The sequence below is a fragment of the Chryseobacterium panacisoli genome (genome assembly GCF_008274625.1).
Classification (GTDB): Bacteria; Bacteroidota; Bacteroidia; order Flavobacteriales; family Weeksellaceae; genus Chryseobacterium; species Chryseobacterium panacisoli.
Genome location: NZ_VTRU01000002.1, coordinates 534,919 through 550,577, shown reverse-complemented (window position 1 = coordinate 550,577; position 15,659 = coordinate 534,919). Strand labels below are relative to the sequence as shown.

Sequence of the window (15,659 nt, the reverse complement as noted above, 5' to 3'; positions counted from 1 at the left end):
CTTAAAGTTCAGCATTATGAAATTTGAAAACAATAAATCCGGAAACGGCGGAGTTCTTACCCTAAATAACGAAATAAAAGAAGTAGGCAGGCTTACCTATACTATTTTCCCTGAAGATCATAAATTCATTATCTCTTTTGTATTGGTACATCCTGAATTTGAAGGGAGAGGAATGGGGAAATTTTTAGTGGAAGAAGCCATCAAATTTGCCAGAGAAAACAACTGGAAAGTATATCCGCACTGTTCCTATGCAAGATCTGTGATGATGAGAATGAGTGATGTGGACGATATATTTTTAAAGAATTAAAACCTCATTGAGCAGGATATCTTCTATATCATCCGGATAATCTACTTTAAGATGATGATCAGAAGCTACCCATTCCATAATTTCCTGAAGATTTAAAACCTTGGAATTGGGTATTCCCATTTTGTCAAGAGCACATGCATTACATTCCTGTTCATACTGATTGTGGATAGGAATAACAAATAGTTTTTTGTCCATAAACAATGCTTCTGCCGGACTTTCAAAACCTGCGTTGCACAAAACTCCGTCACAGCCTTCAAAGTACTTCAGGTACTGCATTTCATCAATAGGAAATACTTCCACATTTTTTACTTTAACCTGTACCTTGCTGTATTTTGAAAACACTTTCCATTCCACAGGAATTTTTCTCAAAACCTTAATGATGTTTTCATCTGCAAAGCTGGGAAGATAGACAAGATAATACCCATGTTTATAAGGATTAAGATTTCTTATTTTTTTTCTAATCACAGGTTTTTTGATCTGGGGATGATAATTTTCAAAATGAAATCCTATTTTTTTTTCACTGGGAACATAGTATTTTAAAATCATTTCTCCCAGAAAGTCTTTTTTCTTTGGCTTTGGTGTTTCCGGAAAGCTCATGGAAGCCTGGTGGCTCAATTCTATCATCGGAAGCTTTTTCAGTTTGGAAGCCCAGCCCGTCAAAGGCTCATAATCGTTAATGATTAAATCATATTGTGAGAGCTCCAATTCTCTTATTGTTTTGGCTGCTTCAAAGAATTTATTCTCTGTAAATGTTTTTCGGTAGGATAAACCACCTGTTTTATTATAAAGCAGGGAAATACCCCTGTATTGATAATTAATGGCGAAATCGGCCTTTAATTGCGACTGATGTCCACTGATGAGTGTATCAACAGATGCATATTTTTTGAGAAGAGGAATAATTTCCTGTGCTCTGGCAACGTGACCGTTTCCTGTACCTTGGAATGCATATAAAATCTTCATCTAGGAAAAGTTGGTTACAATTTTTAAAAGAGCAGAATTATCCATTTCCTGAATTTCTTCCACTTCATCATCTTTCAGCAAATGTTTATGCTCATCATAATAAAAAATTGACCATTCTTTATTATTGTATTCTAAGGCAGAGAGATTTTCAATCCAATCTCCCGAATTCAAATAAGTACAGGATCCTTTTTTATTAACAACCTCACGGATCTGTGGCTGGTGGATATGTCCGCAAACTACATAATCGTAATTATTGTCAATAGCCAGCTCAGAAGCTGTAAGTTCAAAATCTCCGATATATTTCACCGCTTTTTTCACATTGTTTTTGATCTTTTTCGAAAACGAGTATTTCTCTTTACCCATTTTTTCTAAGAACCAATTTACAACATTATTGATAATAATCAGGAGGTCATAACCTTTTCCGCCAAGTTTGGCGATCCATTTTGAGTGCTGGACGGATGCATCGAAAACATCACCATGAAATATCCAGGTTTTTTTCTGATCAATATTCAGACAGATTTTATTACAGACTTTAAGTTTTCCAAGTTCAAAATCTGTGAACTTTCGAAACATTTCATCATGATTACCCGTGATGTAATAGACGTCTGTGTTCTTGGTTGCCAGTGAAAGAATCTTTCTGATTACTTTCAAATGAGGTTTAGGGAAGTAAGACTTTTTAAACTGCCAGATATCAATAATATCACCGTTCAAAACTAAAGTTTTAGGCTGGATAGAATTGAGATATCTCAGCAATTCTTTAGCCTTACATCCATAAGTTCCCAAATGAACATCCGATATAACAACTAATTCAACGTTTCTTTTCATAGTTTTGTACAAAGAAACTAATTGAAAGTTAACTGTATATGAATGCTATATTATTTTTTATAAAGAGTCCATCAGCTCTTCTGTGATTTCCATATTGTGGTAAACGTTTTGAACGTCATCATCCTCTTCAAAACGCTCAAGCATTTTCATATTAGCTTTGAACTGTTCTGCATTTACTTCTTTTGTATTGTTTGGAATTCTTTGAAGTTCTGCACTTTTTGCTTCAATTCCCAAATCATCTAATTTGTGAGATAAAGAACCGAAATCTTCAAAAGCAGTTGTAATCATTACTTCTTCTTCATCTTTTTCCACATCCTCTGCACCTCCATCAATCATTTCCATTTCAAAATCATCCCAATCCATTTTGATCTGAGCCAAATCAATTGTGAAAATTCCTTTTCTATCGAAGATAAATGCCAATTCACCATTTTTCCCAAGGTTACCATCAAACTTGTTAAAAACTGCCCTTACATTCGCTACAGTTCTTGTTGTATTGTTTGTAGTACATTCTACAAAAAAGGCAACACCCCCTTGCCCGTAACCTTCATACGTGATTTCTTCATAGTTCTCTGCATCAGCACCACTCGCTTTTTTAATTGCACGTTCTACGTTATCCTTAGGCATGTTTGCCCCTTTCGCATTCTGGATACATCTTCTCAGGGCCGGATTGGCTTCCGGATCTGTTCCACCAGCTTTTACAGCCAATGCAATGTCTTTACCTATTTTAGAGAATGTTTTGGCCATTTTATCCCATCTGGCCATTTTAGAAGCTTTTCTATATTCAAATGCTCTTCCCATTTTAATTTTTAAATTTCCAACAAAATTACTCAAAAGTCAACAAAAAAAAAATACCTCCAAAAAATTTGGAGGTATTCATTATTTAGAAAAATTAATTATTTTTTCTTTTTAGCAACAGCTTTTTTCTTAGCTGGAGCTTTTTTAGTAGCTTTTTTAGTAGCTTTTTTCACAGGAGCATCTTCGTAATCTTTTTTCTTGATTGCGTTCCACTCGTTAGCATCTTCGATAGCAGTTACGATAACCTTTCTATCAGCTTGTCTTTCAGCATCAGAAGCTTTTTCAGAAACTGTAGCTTTAGTTTCACCAACACCGATTGACTTAAGAGCATTTACATCAACACCTCTAGCTTCTAAAGCAGCAACTACTGAAGCAGCTCTTTGTCTAGAAAGTTTCAAGTTATACTCAGCAGCACCTTTAGCATCAGTTTGACCTTCAACTAGGTAGTTACCACCGTCAGTTTTGATGATCTTAGCAGCGTTATCTAACTTAGCGCTAGATTCTGGTCTGATAGTCGCTTTGTTGAAATCAAAGAAGATACCTTTAAGAGCTTCTGTAGTTTCAATAGCAGTTTGTTTCTTAGGCTTAGGACATCCGTTGTATTCAGGAAGACCTGGAACAGTAGGACAAGCATCATCTTTATCTAAGATACCGTCACCGTCTGTATCTGGCCAAGGACAACCGTTGTTTTCAGCAGGACCTGCTACTGTAGGACAAGCGTCATCTTTGTCGATTACACCATCACCGTCAGTATCTGGCCAAGGGCATCCGTTGTTTTCAACTGGACCTGCCACTTCTGGACATTGATCGTCTTTATCTGGAACTCCGTCACCGTCAGTATCAGGACATCCTTGGAATTCTGGTAGACCTGGAGTATCTGGACAAAGATCGTCTTTATCTAGGATACCATCCTTATCTCTATCTCTGTTTCCGAATCTGAATAAGATAGAAGCAGAAGCTTGCCAGAAGTTAGCCACTGTAGAGTGGTCACCTGGAGTTGATACATAATCCCCTTGAATACCAAGACCGAAGTTCTTAGTTACCCAGAAGTTAGCACCAGCACCTGTAGCTACAGTAAAGTGGTTAGCTTTACCATTCTCATTACCGTCTTTTCCGTTAACAATGTTTTCGATTGGGTTACCATTAGCGTCAACAGCAGTTCTTGGGAAAGTAAGAGCAGTATAGTCATGTCTTAAGTAGTTAGCACCAACTCTTAAATATGGATCAAACCAAGATTCTTCGTTCCATAAAAGACCTGCAGCGTGAGCCTGGAAACCAAGACCTGTCATTAGGAAAAATTCTTTCCCCATGTTGAATCTTTTGTTTTCAACATTCCCAACAGAAGTCTGCCAGTCAATTACTAAACCTTTACCAACATTTCTAGCAACTGTTAACTTAGATAATGGAGGTGTAATAGAAAAATTGTTCACATTGAACATATTTTTCGTCAAATTGTTAGCAGAGAACGTATTACTAAAAGTACCTCTTGCTGCTACATGGTTTTCAGCATGAGCACCAACTCCGATTAACCACGGATTGTTGGTAGTCTGTGCGAAAACAGTAGAGGCAACAGTAAGCGCCAATGCTGAAATTCCTAATTTTAGATTTTTCATAGAATTAAATGATTAAATAATTGATAATGCAAAATAAATATAATTTTTCTTTATATACAAAGTTTTTCAAATGATTTTTAACTTTTCTTTAATATTCTGTCCAGGTTCCGTTTGTTTTCTCTATCTTTTATCGCCTCTCTTTTATCAAAAAGCTTTTTCCCTCTTCCCAGCGCTATCAGCACCTTTGCTTTACCTCGGTCAGTGATATATAATTTTAAAGGTATTATGGTGTTCCCAGCATCCTTTAACTTTTTTTCAAGTTTTTGTAATTCTTTTTTGTGCAAGAGCAATTTCCGTTCCCTTTTTGTTTTATGATTGTAAAAAGTGCCTAATTTATACTCATCAATCATCATGTTAATGATGTACAATTCCCCATCAATAAACTGACAGAACGATTCTGTGATAGATGCTTTGGATGAACGTAAAGATTTTATTTCGGTGCCCGTCAAAACCATTCCTGCTTCATATTCTTCAAGAATTTCATATTCAAAACGGGCTCTTCTGTTTAATATACTAACTGTTTTCTCAATCTTCATCATTTTAAAATTTCGTTAATGAAATATATAAAAAATACCATACAATTAAAAACTTGACTATTATATTATTACAAAATACCCAAATTCTTTTCGTATTTTTGCGCCAAATTTACAAAACTATATGTTAACAGTATCTAACTTATCTTTACAATTCGGGAAAAGAGTTCTTTTTGACGAGGTAAATATTATGTTTACCAAAGGAAACTGCTACGGAATCATCGGAGCAAACGGTGCGGGAAAGTCTACATTCCTTAAAATATTAACAGGAAAGCAAGATCCTACAACAGGACATGTATCTCTGGAACCAGGGAAGAGAATGTCAGTTTTGGAACAGGATCACTTTGCATATGATCAGTATACTGTTCTTGAAGCTGTTTTGAGAGGTAACAAGAAATTATTTGAGATAAAAGAGGAAATGGATGCGTTATACGCAAAAGAAGATTTCTCTGACGAAGACGGAATAAAAGCCGGTGAACTAGGTGTAATCTATGATGAAATGGGAGGCTGGACTGCAGAATCTGATGCACAGACAATGCTTTCAAACGTAGGGGTAAAAGATGATATGCACTGGCAGATGATGAGCGAACTTGAGAATAAAGACAAAGTAAAGGTTCTTTTGGCTCAGGCTCTTTTCGGAAATCCGGATGTACTGATTCTGGATGAACCTACCAATGACCTTGATATTGATACCATCTCATGGCTGGAAGATTTCCTTGCAGATTATGAAAACACAGTAATCGTTGTATCTCACGACCGTCACTTCTTAGATACGGTTTGTACCCACATCGGTGACTTGGATTATGCTAAACTTAACCTTTACACAGGTAACTACTCTTTCTGGTACCAGGCTTCTCAATTGGCAACAAGACAAAGAGCTCAGGCCAATAAGAAAGCTGAAGAGAAGAAAAAAGAACTTCAGGATTTCATTGCGAGATTCAGCTCGAACGTTGCTAAAGCAAAACAGGCTACCGCAAGAAAGAAAATGATCGACAAATTAAATATTGACGATATTAAACCGTCTTCAAGAAGATATCCGGCTATTATTTTCGAAATGGAAAGAGAAGCAGGAGATCAGATTTTGGATGTAAAAGGTCTTGAGAAAACAAAAGACGGAGAGCTTCTATTCTCTAATATTGATTTGAATCTTAAGAAAGGAGATAAAGTAGCTGTACTTTCCAAAAACTCTTTAGCAATTACAGAATTCTTCGAAATTTTAGCAGGAAATGTAGAAGCTGATAAAGGGAATGTTGCCTGGGGAGTTACAACGAATCAGTCTCACATGCCTTTGGACAACACCAATTTCTTCCAGGAAGACCTAAGCCTGGTTGACTGGTTGAGACAATTTACAAAAAATGACGAAGAGCGTCACGAAGAGTTTGTAAGAGGATTCCTTGGAAGAATGCTTTTCTCAGGTGATGAAGCTTTAAAGTCTTGTAAAGTACTTTCAGGAGGTGAAAAAATGAGATGTATGTTCAGCAGAATGATGCTTCAGAAAGCCAATGTTCTTTTATTAGATGAACCTACCAACCACTTAGATCTTGAAAGTATCACCACTTTGAACAACTCTTTATCTAACTTCAAAGGAAATCTTTTACTGGCATCTCATGACCACGAAATGCTTTCAACAGTCTGTAACAGAATCATTGAACTGACTCCTAACGGAATTATTGACAGAGAAATGACTTATGACGAATACCTTGCTGACAAAAAGGTAAAAGAATTAAGAGAAAAAATGTATTCTTAATCGAGCAACATTAAAATTGATAAAAAAAACCTCAAAGTACTGCTTTGAGGTTTTTTGTTTAAACAATAAATAAAATAATTATTTCGTTAGTTTTGCTGTAGGTAAAGAAACCGTTCCCGGATCTTTCCATAAACCTTCTTTTTCAGCTTTCTTTTTAATAGATTCCGCTCTTTTATTACTGTCGGGATGAGAATTGAACATTTTCTCAAAATTAGTCTGAGTACTTCCTTCTGAAAGCAAAGCCAATTTCTTGAATGCTGTATAAGCTCCTACCACATCATATTTATTAGCTTTCATAAAATCATATGAGTACGTATCTGCTTCTGACTCCTGCTTTTTACTGTGGGAAGCATCTAAAAATGCATTAGCCATTTTCCCAACCTGGCTCTCATTAAGGGTAGCTACTGCTGAAGAAGCTGATGATGCAGCATCCAATGCCGCTGCTTTCAAATAAGCAGATTTCATAGCATCTTTTGTATCCTGATTTTTCACGTGTCCTATTTCATGTCCGATAACGGCAAGCAGTTCATTGTCTGTCATGATATCCATCAGAGAAGAGAACACACGTACACTTCCGTCTGCACAGGCAAATGCATTGATATCTTTTACTTTATAAACTTTATAATTCAAATTAAGACCGTCCTGAGATTTGTGTTTTCCAAACAGTTTGTTGAGTCTCACGGTATATGGATCTTTAGGTCCTGCTACGGTATTATTTTTATCCATCCAGTCTACTGATTCTTTGGATAATTTAACCGCATCTTCGTTCGTAAATGTTAGGGCTTTTGCACCATTTGAAACCATTCCGGCAGCTTTGCCAAGGTTAATTTTCTGTGCGTTGATCGAATACATTGCCCCCAATAGCATAAGGCATAGCGTAATTTTTTTCATAGTCATTTAAAATTTGGAGCACGAAGATAGCCTTTTTTTAACAATTATTAAGTCGAAACTTCGTTCCAGTTCTTTCTAGAATGCTATTTTTTTTCCTTATTTTTGTGAAATGAGTCAAAAATGGATTTATAAGCCTGAACCCGATGAGGAAGTTGTGGACAGACTAAGTTCGTCACTTGGTTTTGGTACTTTTGAATCTAAAATCCTCGTTTTAAGAGGGATTGACAACTATCAAAAGGCCAGAGAATTCTTCAAACCGAACCTTAACGATATACATAATCCTTTTTTAATGGCAGATATGCAAAAAGCTGTAGAGCGTATTGCAACGGCTATTGAAAATGGTGAAAAAATATTGGTATATGGTGACTATGATGTGGACGGAACCACAGCAGTTGCTTTGATGTACCTTTATCTCAGCAAAATTGTTGAGAAAAAATATTTAGACTATTATATTCCGGACAGAAACTCTGAAGGATATGGAATTTCTACTGAAGGAATCGATTTTGCCAAAGAAAATGGATTTTCACTTATTATCGCTTTGGATTGTGGAATAAAGGCACTTGATATGATCAGCTATGCCAGTAACCTTGGAATAGATTTTATTATCTGTGACCATCACCTTCCGGGTGAAGAAATTCCGGATGCAGCGGCTGTACTTGATCCTAAAAGAAATGACTGCCGGTATCCTTTCAAAGAACTTTCAGGATGCGGGGTTGGTTTTAAGCTCTGCCAGGGATTAAATACAATTTATAAATTACCGGAAGCAGAATTATTTGAACTGACTGATCTTCTGGCCATTTCCATTGCAGCTGACATTGTTTCCATGACAGGAGAAAACAGAGTGCTGGCTAAAATGGGATTAAAAACCCTTAGAAAGACCAGAAATCTGGGATTAAGACTGTTGATTCCGGAGGATAAACTTTCTCATTTTGAAATTTCAAATATTGTTTTTGAAATAGCTCCTAAAATTAATGCAGCCGGAAGAATCTCTCATGGTAAAGCGGCCGTAGAGCTTATGGTTTCAGACAATCTGAAACATGCCAACCAGATTGTGAGCGATATCATGAACCTCAACGATGAAAGAAGGGAACTGGATATGAACTCCACTCTTTCTGCATTGAACCAAATTATAGAGTCCCAGCAAGAAACCAGGCACACAACCATCGTTTATCATCCTGAATGGAATAAAGGAGTGATTGGTATTGTAGCTTCCAGACTTATTGAAACTTATTACAAACCCACCCTGGTATTTACTGATGGGAATAACGGGGAAATGGTAGCTTCTGCGAGATCTGTTTCTGATTTCGATGTGCATGAAGCTCTTGATATGTGTTCTGAATACTTCCTTAAGTTTGGGGGCCATCACGCGGCTGCCGGACTTTCTATGGAGAAAGATAAGTTTGATGCTTTCAAAGAAAGGTTTGAAAAAATTGTTTCTGAAAAAATTAAAGACCATCAAAAAGAACCTTCCATTGCCATTGATACTGAAATTACAGTTGATGAAATCAACAGAGAGTTTATCAATTTCCACAGAAAACTGGCTCCATTCGGGCCCCATAATATGAAACCTATTTTTACATTGACAGATCAGAAACTCTCTGGGTATGTAAAAACAATGGGGAAAGATAATAACCACCTGAAGTTTTATATCAAGCAGGAATCCACAGGACGAAACATTGAGTGTGTAGGATTCAAGCTAGGAACATTTGTTGAAGATTTTAAAAATAAAAATTTTGACCTTGCTTTTACCCTTGAAGAAAATCACTGGAAGGGCAATGTCACTCATTATCTAAATATTAAGGATGTGAAATTCAGGGAGTAATTACTGCTACCTATTGCCCTATCATCTGCTACCTACACATGAAAAAAATCGGTTTATTTTTCGGGTCATTCAATCCTATTCATATCGGACATCTTATTCTGGCGAATTATATTCTGGAAAATTCTGATATGGATGAGCTTTGGTTTGTAGTGAGCCCACAAAATCCGTTTAAAGACAAAAAATCTTTACTGAAAGATCATAACAGACTGGATATGGTACAGCTTGCGGTAAAGCATTATCCGAATATGAGAGCTTCCAATGTAGAATTTTCTCTTCCGATACCCAGCTATACGATCGATACCCTTACTTACCTTCATGAGAAATATCCTGAATATTCTTTCAGCCTGATCATGGGAGAAGACAATCTGAAGAATCTTCACAAGTGGAAAAATTCTGATGTTCTGATCAAAAATCATCATATCATTGTTTATCCAAGAGTATTTGAGGGAGAAAAAGCAGATTCTGACTATTTACAGCATGAAAATATTTCTCTGATAAAGGCACCGGTCATAGAGCTTTCTGCCACTGAAATCCGAAATATGATTAAAGACGGCAAAAACGTAAGACCTATGTTGCCTCCTGAAGTTTTTGAATATTTGGATGGTAGCAGTTTTTATAAGTAATTTTGCAAATCAGAAATGAGAAATTAAAACTAAAAGCCGGAGAAAGACTCTTACCTTTTAACTCTCACCTCATAACTCAAGAAATGGACTTCATCGAAAAAATATTCTCAAAATATTCTCAGGAAAAAATCATCAAATGGTTTAAGCAGATTTGTCTTGCAGAAGCCATTTCATGTCTTTTACTCTATGGTATTGCGATGATCTGGATCCGATATGATGAAAATTTATATTCCATTATCTTCATCAGCGTTATTGGGAGTTTACATGGATTATTTTTTACGCTTTACCTTTTACTCTGCCTTCCTGCAAGAAAAATTTATAATTGGGATGATGAAGATTTTGTTTTTGCCTTATTATCCGCATTTTTCCCTTTTGCAACGGTTTGGGTAGACAAAAAACTGGCCCGATTCGACAGAGAATAAATAATAAATATATTGCATAAAAAAAGGACCTTTTCGGTCCTTTTTATTTTTAGTAGTATTACATATTTCGTTTTACATGTCCTGTTGCTGTGAAGGTATGATTTCCTGAACTATCTGTAAAAGTTCCGTTAACTGTAAAATCAATGTAGTCTCCCAAAGCTCAAAAAGCAGTTATAGACAACCAAATTCCCATTATTTGATGTAATAGAAGCTCCTGAGAATTCAAACAAATAGCCTCTGGTAAAACTTGCATTAACACCCAGCATTCATTATTATCTTTTCTGATTTATCATCAAATATTTTTAAAATTGGCATCAATTTCATTTTGTCATGTAACAAAAATGAACTTTAAATTGTCTAATTAAGTAATAAAGTTATTAGAACTTAAAATTGATATAAAATTTTAGTTACTGATAACCAAGCACTTAAATATAAATTAAAAACATTTTAAGTACTTTGCATTGCATGATACTAAATTTATTATATATCTTTGTAATGTAAAATAACAAACCATACAAGCTATTAATTAAAAAATAATATCATGAAAACTCAAATTCTTATTGCAGCACTATTTTTCGGTGGACTTGTAACTGCCCAGCAGAAAAAAGACAGTTTGAAAGTAAATGCTATTGATGCAGTAAATATCAAGAAGCAGGTTTTCAAAAAACAGGGAGACCGGTTAGTTTATGATGTAGCTTCTTCATCTATTGCTAAAGGAACCAACACCTTTAATCTTTTGAAACAAACTCCGATGATTTCCAGCATTGATGGAAAAACACTGAAGATTTTAGGAAAAAATGATGCGGTGATCTACATCAACAATAAGAAAACAAATATGGATTCTGAGGCATTAATCGAAATGCTGAAATCTACTCCATCAGAGGATATCCAGAAAATCGAAGTGATTACAGTTCCGGGAAGTGAATTTCAGGTTGAATCCAAAGAAGGCGTGATCAATATTGTAATGAAAAAAAGCAAAAACAACGGTTACAACGGAACGTTGAAAATGCAGAATGAGCAAGCTTATTACAACAATCCTAATGCGGGAGCTTCTTTTAACTTCAGACAAGGAAAGTGGTCCGGTAATTCAAACTTCAGAACGGGAAGCTGGACAGACAGACAAAGATATACGCTCTCTAACGGAGATCCTACATTCAAAAATGAATCATTTGGATTTAATGATGACCCTAATAAAAATTTTGGCGGAGGTTTTAACATTGATTATGAGATCAATAAAAAGCATAGTCTTGGTTTCTCCTACAATATGAGATATAATAAAAGTTTCAATTCTGTACTGGATATTACCAACTGGCAAAATGGAGTTTTAAATAACAGAACGGTCAATAATGAAGATGCACAAACCAGAAATCATTCTTTCAATTTAAATTATGAAATGAAAACCGATTCTCTGGGAAGCAAGCTTACTTCAAACGTTTCTTACCTATGGTTCAATAGAAATAAAGTAAGTTTTAATGAAAGTTTTCCTCTGACTAATGATACCATCAACAAGTACTCAGCACTTCATCAATCAGTACCCCAAATTATTAACAATTATGCTGCTAATATTGACTATCTGAAAAAAACAGCTAAAGGCGCAACATGGTTAATGGGAATCAGCTACAACCATACGAATACAGATAACGATACTCAGCAGGATAAACTGAAAAACGGAGAATTTATAATAGATCCCAATCAAACCAATCACTTCATTTATAAAGAAAATATACTGGGAATTTATCTGAACTATGAACGTAAACTGACAGAAAAGATCTCAGGAAAAATAGGAGCACGTTATGAAATGACAAGAAGTACGGGAGATATTGTAGATAAAACAGGATTTGAAAGAAATTATAATAACCTTTTACCTTATCTGAATTTAAATTATGCCATCAATTCCGATCATAATTTGAGTTATACATTTTCCAGCAGAATCAGAAGACCGAGATTCTGGGAGCTGAATCCTTCGAGAACATACTTTACGCCAACCAATTATACGCAGAACAATCCATTTATATTGGCTTCCAAATATTACAATCAGGAACTCAATTATATGTACAAAAATGCATTCTATGCTAATCTTAGTTTTAATATGGTGGAAGATGCTGCTGCTTCAGACCTGATTCCATTACAGGGAACCGTAACTGCTCCCAAAAAAGATTCTAAGGGAAACATCATTTACGATATCAAGGGTAATAAAATCATGGAAACCACAAGATTTCTCAGATATATCAGAACAAATTACGGGAAAAACAGAGAGATTGCACTGACGCTGGGAATGAACAAATCATGGTTTAATGATATATGGACTACCAATTATTCTGTGAACTTAGGATATGTCACTTATTCAGGCGGAGTGTGGGAAGATCCTACTTCTATGCCGGTTCCGGGAGAAACGGAAGTTGTAGATCCTTATATCATTGATGTTAAAAACTATAATATGTCTGCAACGATCAACAATATCATCAGACTTTCATCCAAAAAAGACTGGTTCTTAGGAGTCAATTACTTTTATGCAAGCAAAACTGCAATGGAAGGAGGAATGATAGGAACAAGACAAAGTTTTGATTTCAGTCTGAAAAAAATCATAGGTGACTGGACTATCGTGGCGGAAGTAAGCGACTTATTCAACCAAAGCTTTTACAGCGTTAAAGGGGTACAGCCTAACGGAAAATATAATAACATCACCAACTTCAACTATCCAAGGTTAATGAGCATCGGAGTTACTTACAATTTCGGAAATCAGAAACTGAAAAAAGCAAGGGAGATGAAATCAGCTAATGATGCTGTAAAATCAAGAACCTAATCTATAAAAACTTATATCACTCAACCACTCTTAAATAAAAACAACATGAAACGTATAATTTTGTCAATGGCTATCGTATTCGGTACTTGTGCATTTGCCCAGGAGAAGAAATCTGATACGGCAAAAACAAAAAATATAGAAGGTATTACGATTACAAAACAGGTTTTCAAAAAGCAAAGTGACCGTTTTGTATATGATGTGGCAGCATCTCCTGTAGCTAAAGGAAATACTACTTTTGACCTTCTGAAACAGACTCCTCTGTTATCTTCCACAGATGATAAAACATTAAAAATCGCAGGAAAAAACAATGCCCTGATCTATATCAACGGAAGAAAAAGCAATATGGATGCGGAGTCTCTGGCTCAGTTCCTGAAAAATACTCCGGCAGAAAATATCCAGAAAATTGAAGTGATTACTGTTCCGGGAAGTGAGTATCAGGTAGAATCATCGGATGGGATCATCAATATCGTTTTAAAGAAAAAAATGAGTGACGGTCTCAATGGAAATATGAGAATGTCTAATACAACCGGTAAATACAACGGAAGCCAGGCAAGTTTCTCTGCCAACTACCGAAAAGGTAAACTGGGAGTGAGCGCCAATCTTAGCGGTGGTGAAAATATAGAGGCACAAACCTACACGTTAAGAAACGGAACTGCCAAAACATCTAACGAATCTACGGGAGATATTGATGATCCGAACAAAAACATCGGAGGGTATCTGAATATTGACTATCAGCTGAACGATAAAAGCAACCTGGCATTATCATGGAACACATGGGCTAATAAAAGTTATAATTCTACCGTAAATCTTTTCAATACCATCAAGACGGAAGACGGAACAAAATATACGTGGTCCAAAAATAAAGAAGATGCAAGATCTTACAACAATTCCGTGAATTTAAATTATGAATTAAAGACTGATTCCTTAGGCAGTAAGCTTAATGTAAATGCTGCTTATCTTAATTATAAAAGATTCCAGTTTACAGACAACAGAACGCATATGTCTGATGCGAATATGGGAGTCGGAAAAATGACAACACAGGTATTCCAGGATCTTCCTCAGATCATTAATAACTTCTCAGGAATGGTAGATTATAATCAGAAATTTAAAAATGATCTGACCATTTCAATAGGGGGAAATTACAATAAAACCAAAACAGACAACGATTCTAAAAACATAACGTATTCTTTTAATCCCGTAGAAGCTCCGGATTCAAGGCCGAACCACTTCATCTATGATGAAAATATTTATGGTGCTTATCTGACGATAGAAAAGAAGCTATCGGATAAAATTTCCGGAAAAATCGGAGCAAGATATGAAATTACAAACAGCTTGGGAACTTCAGACAATGCTCCTACAGACGAACTTAAAAGGATTGAAAGAAATTATAACAACCTTCTTCCCTATTTGAGCTTCAACTATGCAATCAATGATAAAAACAACATTTCGTATTCCTTTTCAAGCAGAATGAGAAGACCTAGTTTCTGGGAAATCAATCCGGTAAGAAACATTCTGACAGATGATAATTATACTCAGAACAATCCTTTTGTAAAGGCTTCATCCACCTATAATCAGGAGTTGACTTATATGTACAGAAATTCATACTTCCTGATTTTAAACCATTCATATATTCAGGATGCCATTACTCAAGTTCCGCTGCAGGGATATCCGGTATCTCCTGATGGTACGGTAGGTCCCAATCCTGTATTGAGGTATATCAGAACCAATTTCGGGAATAAACAGGAAATGTCTGCAATGGTAGGTATTCAGAAATCATTCTTTAAGCAATACTGGACCACCAACTTCAATATCGGAGTACAGCATAATATCAATAACGGAAGCCTTGATATGGATCCTACTACCGGAGACCGATTCAGAAATCAGGAGGGTAAGGATATTGTTTATACCAACAAAACAAATTCTACCAGTCTTTTGATTCAGACCAACAACACGATCCGTCTTGATAAAAAGAAAACCTGGTTCTTTGGTGTTAATTATTTCTTCGTAGATAAGCAGCAGATCGAACTTGGATTACTGAAAAGTTTAATGAGCTTAGACCTCAGTATCAAGAAAGTGTGGAACGAATGGACCTTCGCAGTTAATGCCAATGATATTCTTAATACCAATATCGTGAAGATTGAAGACTTCCAGGATAATGGCAATTATAATTATATCCACCAAAACCGGTACAACAGAAATGTAATGGTAAGCCTTACCTATAATTTCGGAAATCAGAAAGTGAAAAAAGTACGAGACATTGAAGGCGCATCAGATGCTATCAAAAGCAGAACAAGATAAAAGATTATCTTTCTTCATAT

The 15,659-nt window shown here is 35.7% G+C and carries 13 protein-coding genes; 7 read left to right on the top strand and 6 right to left on the bottom strand.

From position 1 onward, the window contains the following. Window positions 1-16: 16 nt before the first annotated feature. Window positions 17-307 (top strand): GNAT family N-acetyltransferase, encoded by a 291-nt coding sequence (locus FW781_RS13015; RefSeq protein WP_089692650.1) that lies wholly within the window; start codon window positions 17-19, stop codon window positions 305-307. On the opposite strand, the gene FW781_RS13010 is transcribed toward FW781_RS13015, so the two are convergent. The 5 genes from FW781_RS13010 to smpB form a co-directional block, all read right to left on the bottom strand. Continuing rightward, window positions 296-1,267, bottom strand: coding sequence for a glycosyltransferase family protein (locus FW781_RS13010; protein WP_149387795.1), 972 nt, complete (start codon window positions 1,265-1,267; stop codon window positions 296-298). The genes FW781_RS13015 and FW781_RS13010 overlap by 12 nt on opposite strands. After that, window positions 1,268-2,092, bottom strand: a complete 825-nt coding sequence (locus tag FW781_RS13005; protein ID WP_047380663.1) for a UDP-2,3-diacylglucosamine diphosphatase — start codon at window positions 2,090-2,092, stop codon at window positions 1,268-1,270. 57 nt (window positions 2,093-2,149) lie between these two features. Beyond that, window positions 2,150-2,890 carry a YebC/PmpR family DNA-binding transcriptional regulator gene (locus FW781_RS13000; RefSeq protein ID WP_047422445.1) on the bottom strand — a complete coding sequence of 247 codons (741 nt, stop codon included), beginning with the start codon at window positions 2,888-2,890 and terminating at the stop codon, window positions 2,150-2,152. Window positions 2,891-2,985: 95 nt separating this feature from the next. Next, the gene (locus tag FW781_RS12995; RefSeq protein ID WP_149387794.1) at window positions 2,986-4,500 is read right to left on the bottom strand and encodes an OmpA family protein; all 1,515 of its coding nucleotides are present in this window, start codon (window positions 4,498-4,500) and stop codon (window positions 2,986-2,988) included. 77 nt (window positions 4,501-4,577) lie between these two features. Beyond that, complete coding sequence (gene smpB, locus FW781_RS12990) at window positions 4,578-5,036, bottom strand: SsrA-binding protein SmpB (RefSeq protein WP_045501613.1); 459 nt, start codon at window positions 5,034-5,036, stop codon at window positions 4,578-4,580. 121 nt (window positions 5,037-5,157) lie between these two features. Between smpB and FW781_RS12985 the strand changes: the two genes are divergently transcribed. Next, a complete protein-coding gene (locus FW781_RS12985) occupies window positions 5,158-6,780 on the top strand; it encodes an ABC-F family ATP-binding cassette domain-containing protein (protein ID WP_047376614.1) in 1,623 nt (540 codons plus the stop codon). A gap of 78 nt (window positions 6,781-6,858) precedes the next feature. Here the strand turns inward: FW781_RS12985 and FW781_RS12980 are convergent, their stop codons facing one another. After that, window positions 6,859-7,671 (bottom strand): M48 family metallopeptidase, encoded by an 813-nt coding sequence (locus tag FW781_RS12980; protein ID WP_149387793.1) that lies wholly within the window; start codon window positions 7,669-7,671, stop codon window positions 6,859-6,861. A 109-nt stretch (window positions 7,672-7,780) separates the two neighbouring features. Between FW781_RS12980 and recJ the strand changes: the two genes are divergently transcribed. The 5 genes from recJ to FW781_RS12955 all read left to right on the top strand — a co-directional run bounded on the left by recJ (window position 7,781) and on the right by FW781_RS12955 (window position 15,639). Then, window positions 7,781-9,493: a single-stranded-DNA-specific exonuclease RecJ gene (gene recJ / locus FW781_RS12975; RefSeq protein WP_149387792.1), complete on the top strand. Its 1,713-nt coding sequence runs from the start codon at window positions 7,781-7,783 to the stop codon at window positions 9,491-9,493. Window positions 9,494-9,531: 38 nt separating this feature from the next. Next, window positions 9,532-10,116, top strand: a complete 585-nt coding sequence (gene nadD / locus FW781_RS12970; RefSeq protein WP_149387791.1) for a nicotinate (nicotinamide) nucleotide adenylyltransferase — start codon at window positions 9,532-9,534, stop codon at window positions 10,114-10,116. A gap of 83 nt (window positions 10,117-10,199) precedes the next feature. Then, complete coding sequence (locus FW781_RS12965) at window positions 10,200-10,538, top strand: DUF3817 domain-containing protein (protein WP_149387790.1); 339 nt, start codon at window positions 10,200-10,202, stop codon at window positions 10,536-10,538. A gap of 541 nt (window positions 10,539-11,079) precedes the next feature. Continuing rightward, window positions 11,080-13,341 (top strand): outer membrane beta-barrel family protein, encoded by a 2,262-nt coding sequence (locus FW781_RS12960; RefSeq protein ID WP_149387789.1) that lies wholly within the window; start codon window positions 11,080-11,082, stop codon window positions 13,339-13,341. A 45-nt stretch (window positions 13,342-13,386) separates the two neighbouring features. Then, window positions 13,387-15,639, top strand: a complete 2,253-nt coding sequence (locus FW781_RS12955) for an outer membrane beta-barrel family protein (RefSeq protein ID WP_149387788.1) — start codon at window positions 13,387-13,389, stop codon at window positions 15,637-15,639. Window positions 15,640-15,659 lie beyond the last annotated feature (20 nt).

Coding starts and splice junctions, on each gene's coding strand:
- FW781_RS12960 (WP_149387789.1), top strand. CDS start 11,080: ATGAAAACTCAAATTCTTATTGCAGCACTATTTTTCGGTGGACTTGTA.
- FW781_RS13005 (WP_047380663.1), bottom strand. CDS start 2,092: ATGAAAAGAAACGTTGAATTAGTTGTTATATCGGATGTTCATTTGGGA.
- FW781_RS13000 (WP_047422445.1), bottom strand. CDS start 2,890: ATGGGAAGAGCATTTGAATATAGAAAAGCTTCTAAAATGGCCAGATGG.
- nadD (WP_149387791.1), top strand. CDS start 9,532: ATGAAAAAAATCGGTTTATTTTTCGGGTCATTCAATCCTATTCATATC.
- smpB (WP_045501613.1), bottom strand. CDS start 5,036: ATGAAGATTGAGAAAACAGTTAGTATATTAAACAGAAGAGCCCGTTTT.
- FW781_RS13010 (WP_149387795.1), bottom strand. CDS start 1,267: ATGAAGATTTTATATGCATTCCAAGGTACAGGAAACGGTCACGTTGCC.
- FW781_RS13015 (WP_089692650.1), top strand. CDS start 17: ATGAAATTTGAAAACAATAAATCCGGAAACGGCGGAGTTCTTACCCTA.
- FW781_RS12995 (WP_149387794.1), bottom strand. CDS start 4,500: ATGAAAAATCTAAAATTAGGAATTTCAGCATTGGCGCTTACTGTTGCC.
- FW781_RS12980 (WP_149387793.1), bottom strand. CDS start 7,671: ATGAAAAAAATTACGCTATGCCTTATGCTATTGGGGGCAATGTATTCG.
- recJ (WP_149387792.1), top strand. CDS start 7,781: ATGAGTCAAAAATGGATTTATAAGCCTGAACCCGATGAGGAAGTTGTG.
- FW781_RS12955 (WP_149387788.1), top strand. CDS start 13,387: ATGAAACGTATAATTTTGTCAATGGCTATCGTATTCGGTACTTGTGCA.
- FW781_RS12965 (WP_149387790.1), top strand. CDS start 10,200: ATGGACTTCATCGAAAAAATATTCTCAAAATATTCTCAGGAAAAAATC.
- FW781_RS12985 (WP_047376614.1), top strand. CDS start 5,158: ATGTTAACAGTATCTAACTTATCTTTACAATTCGGGAAAAGAGTTCTT.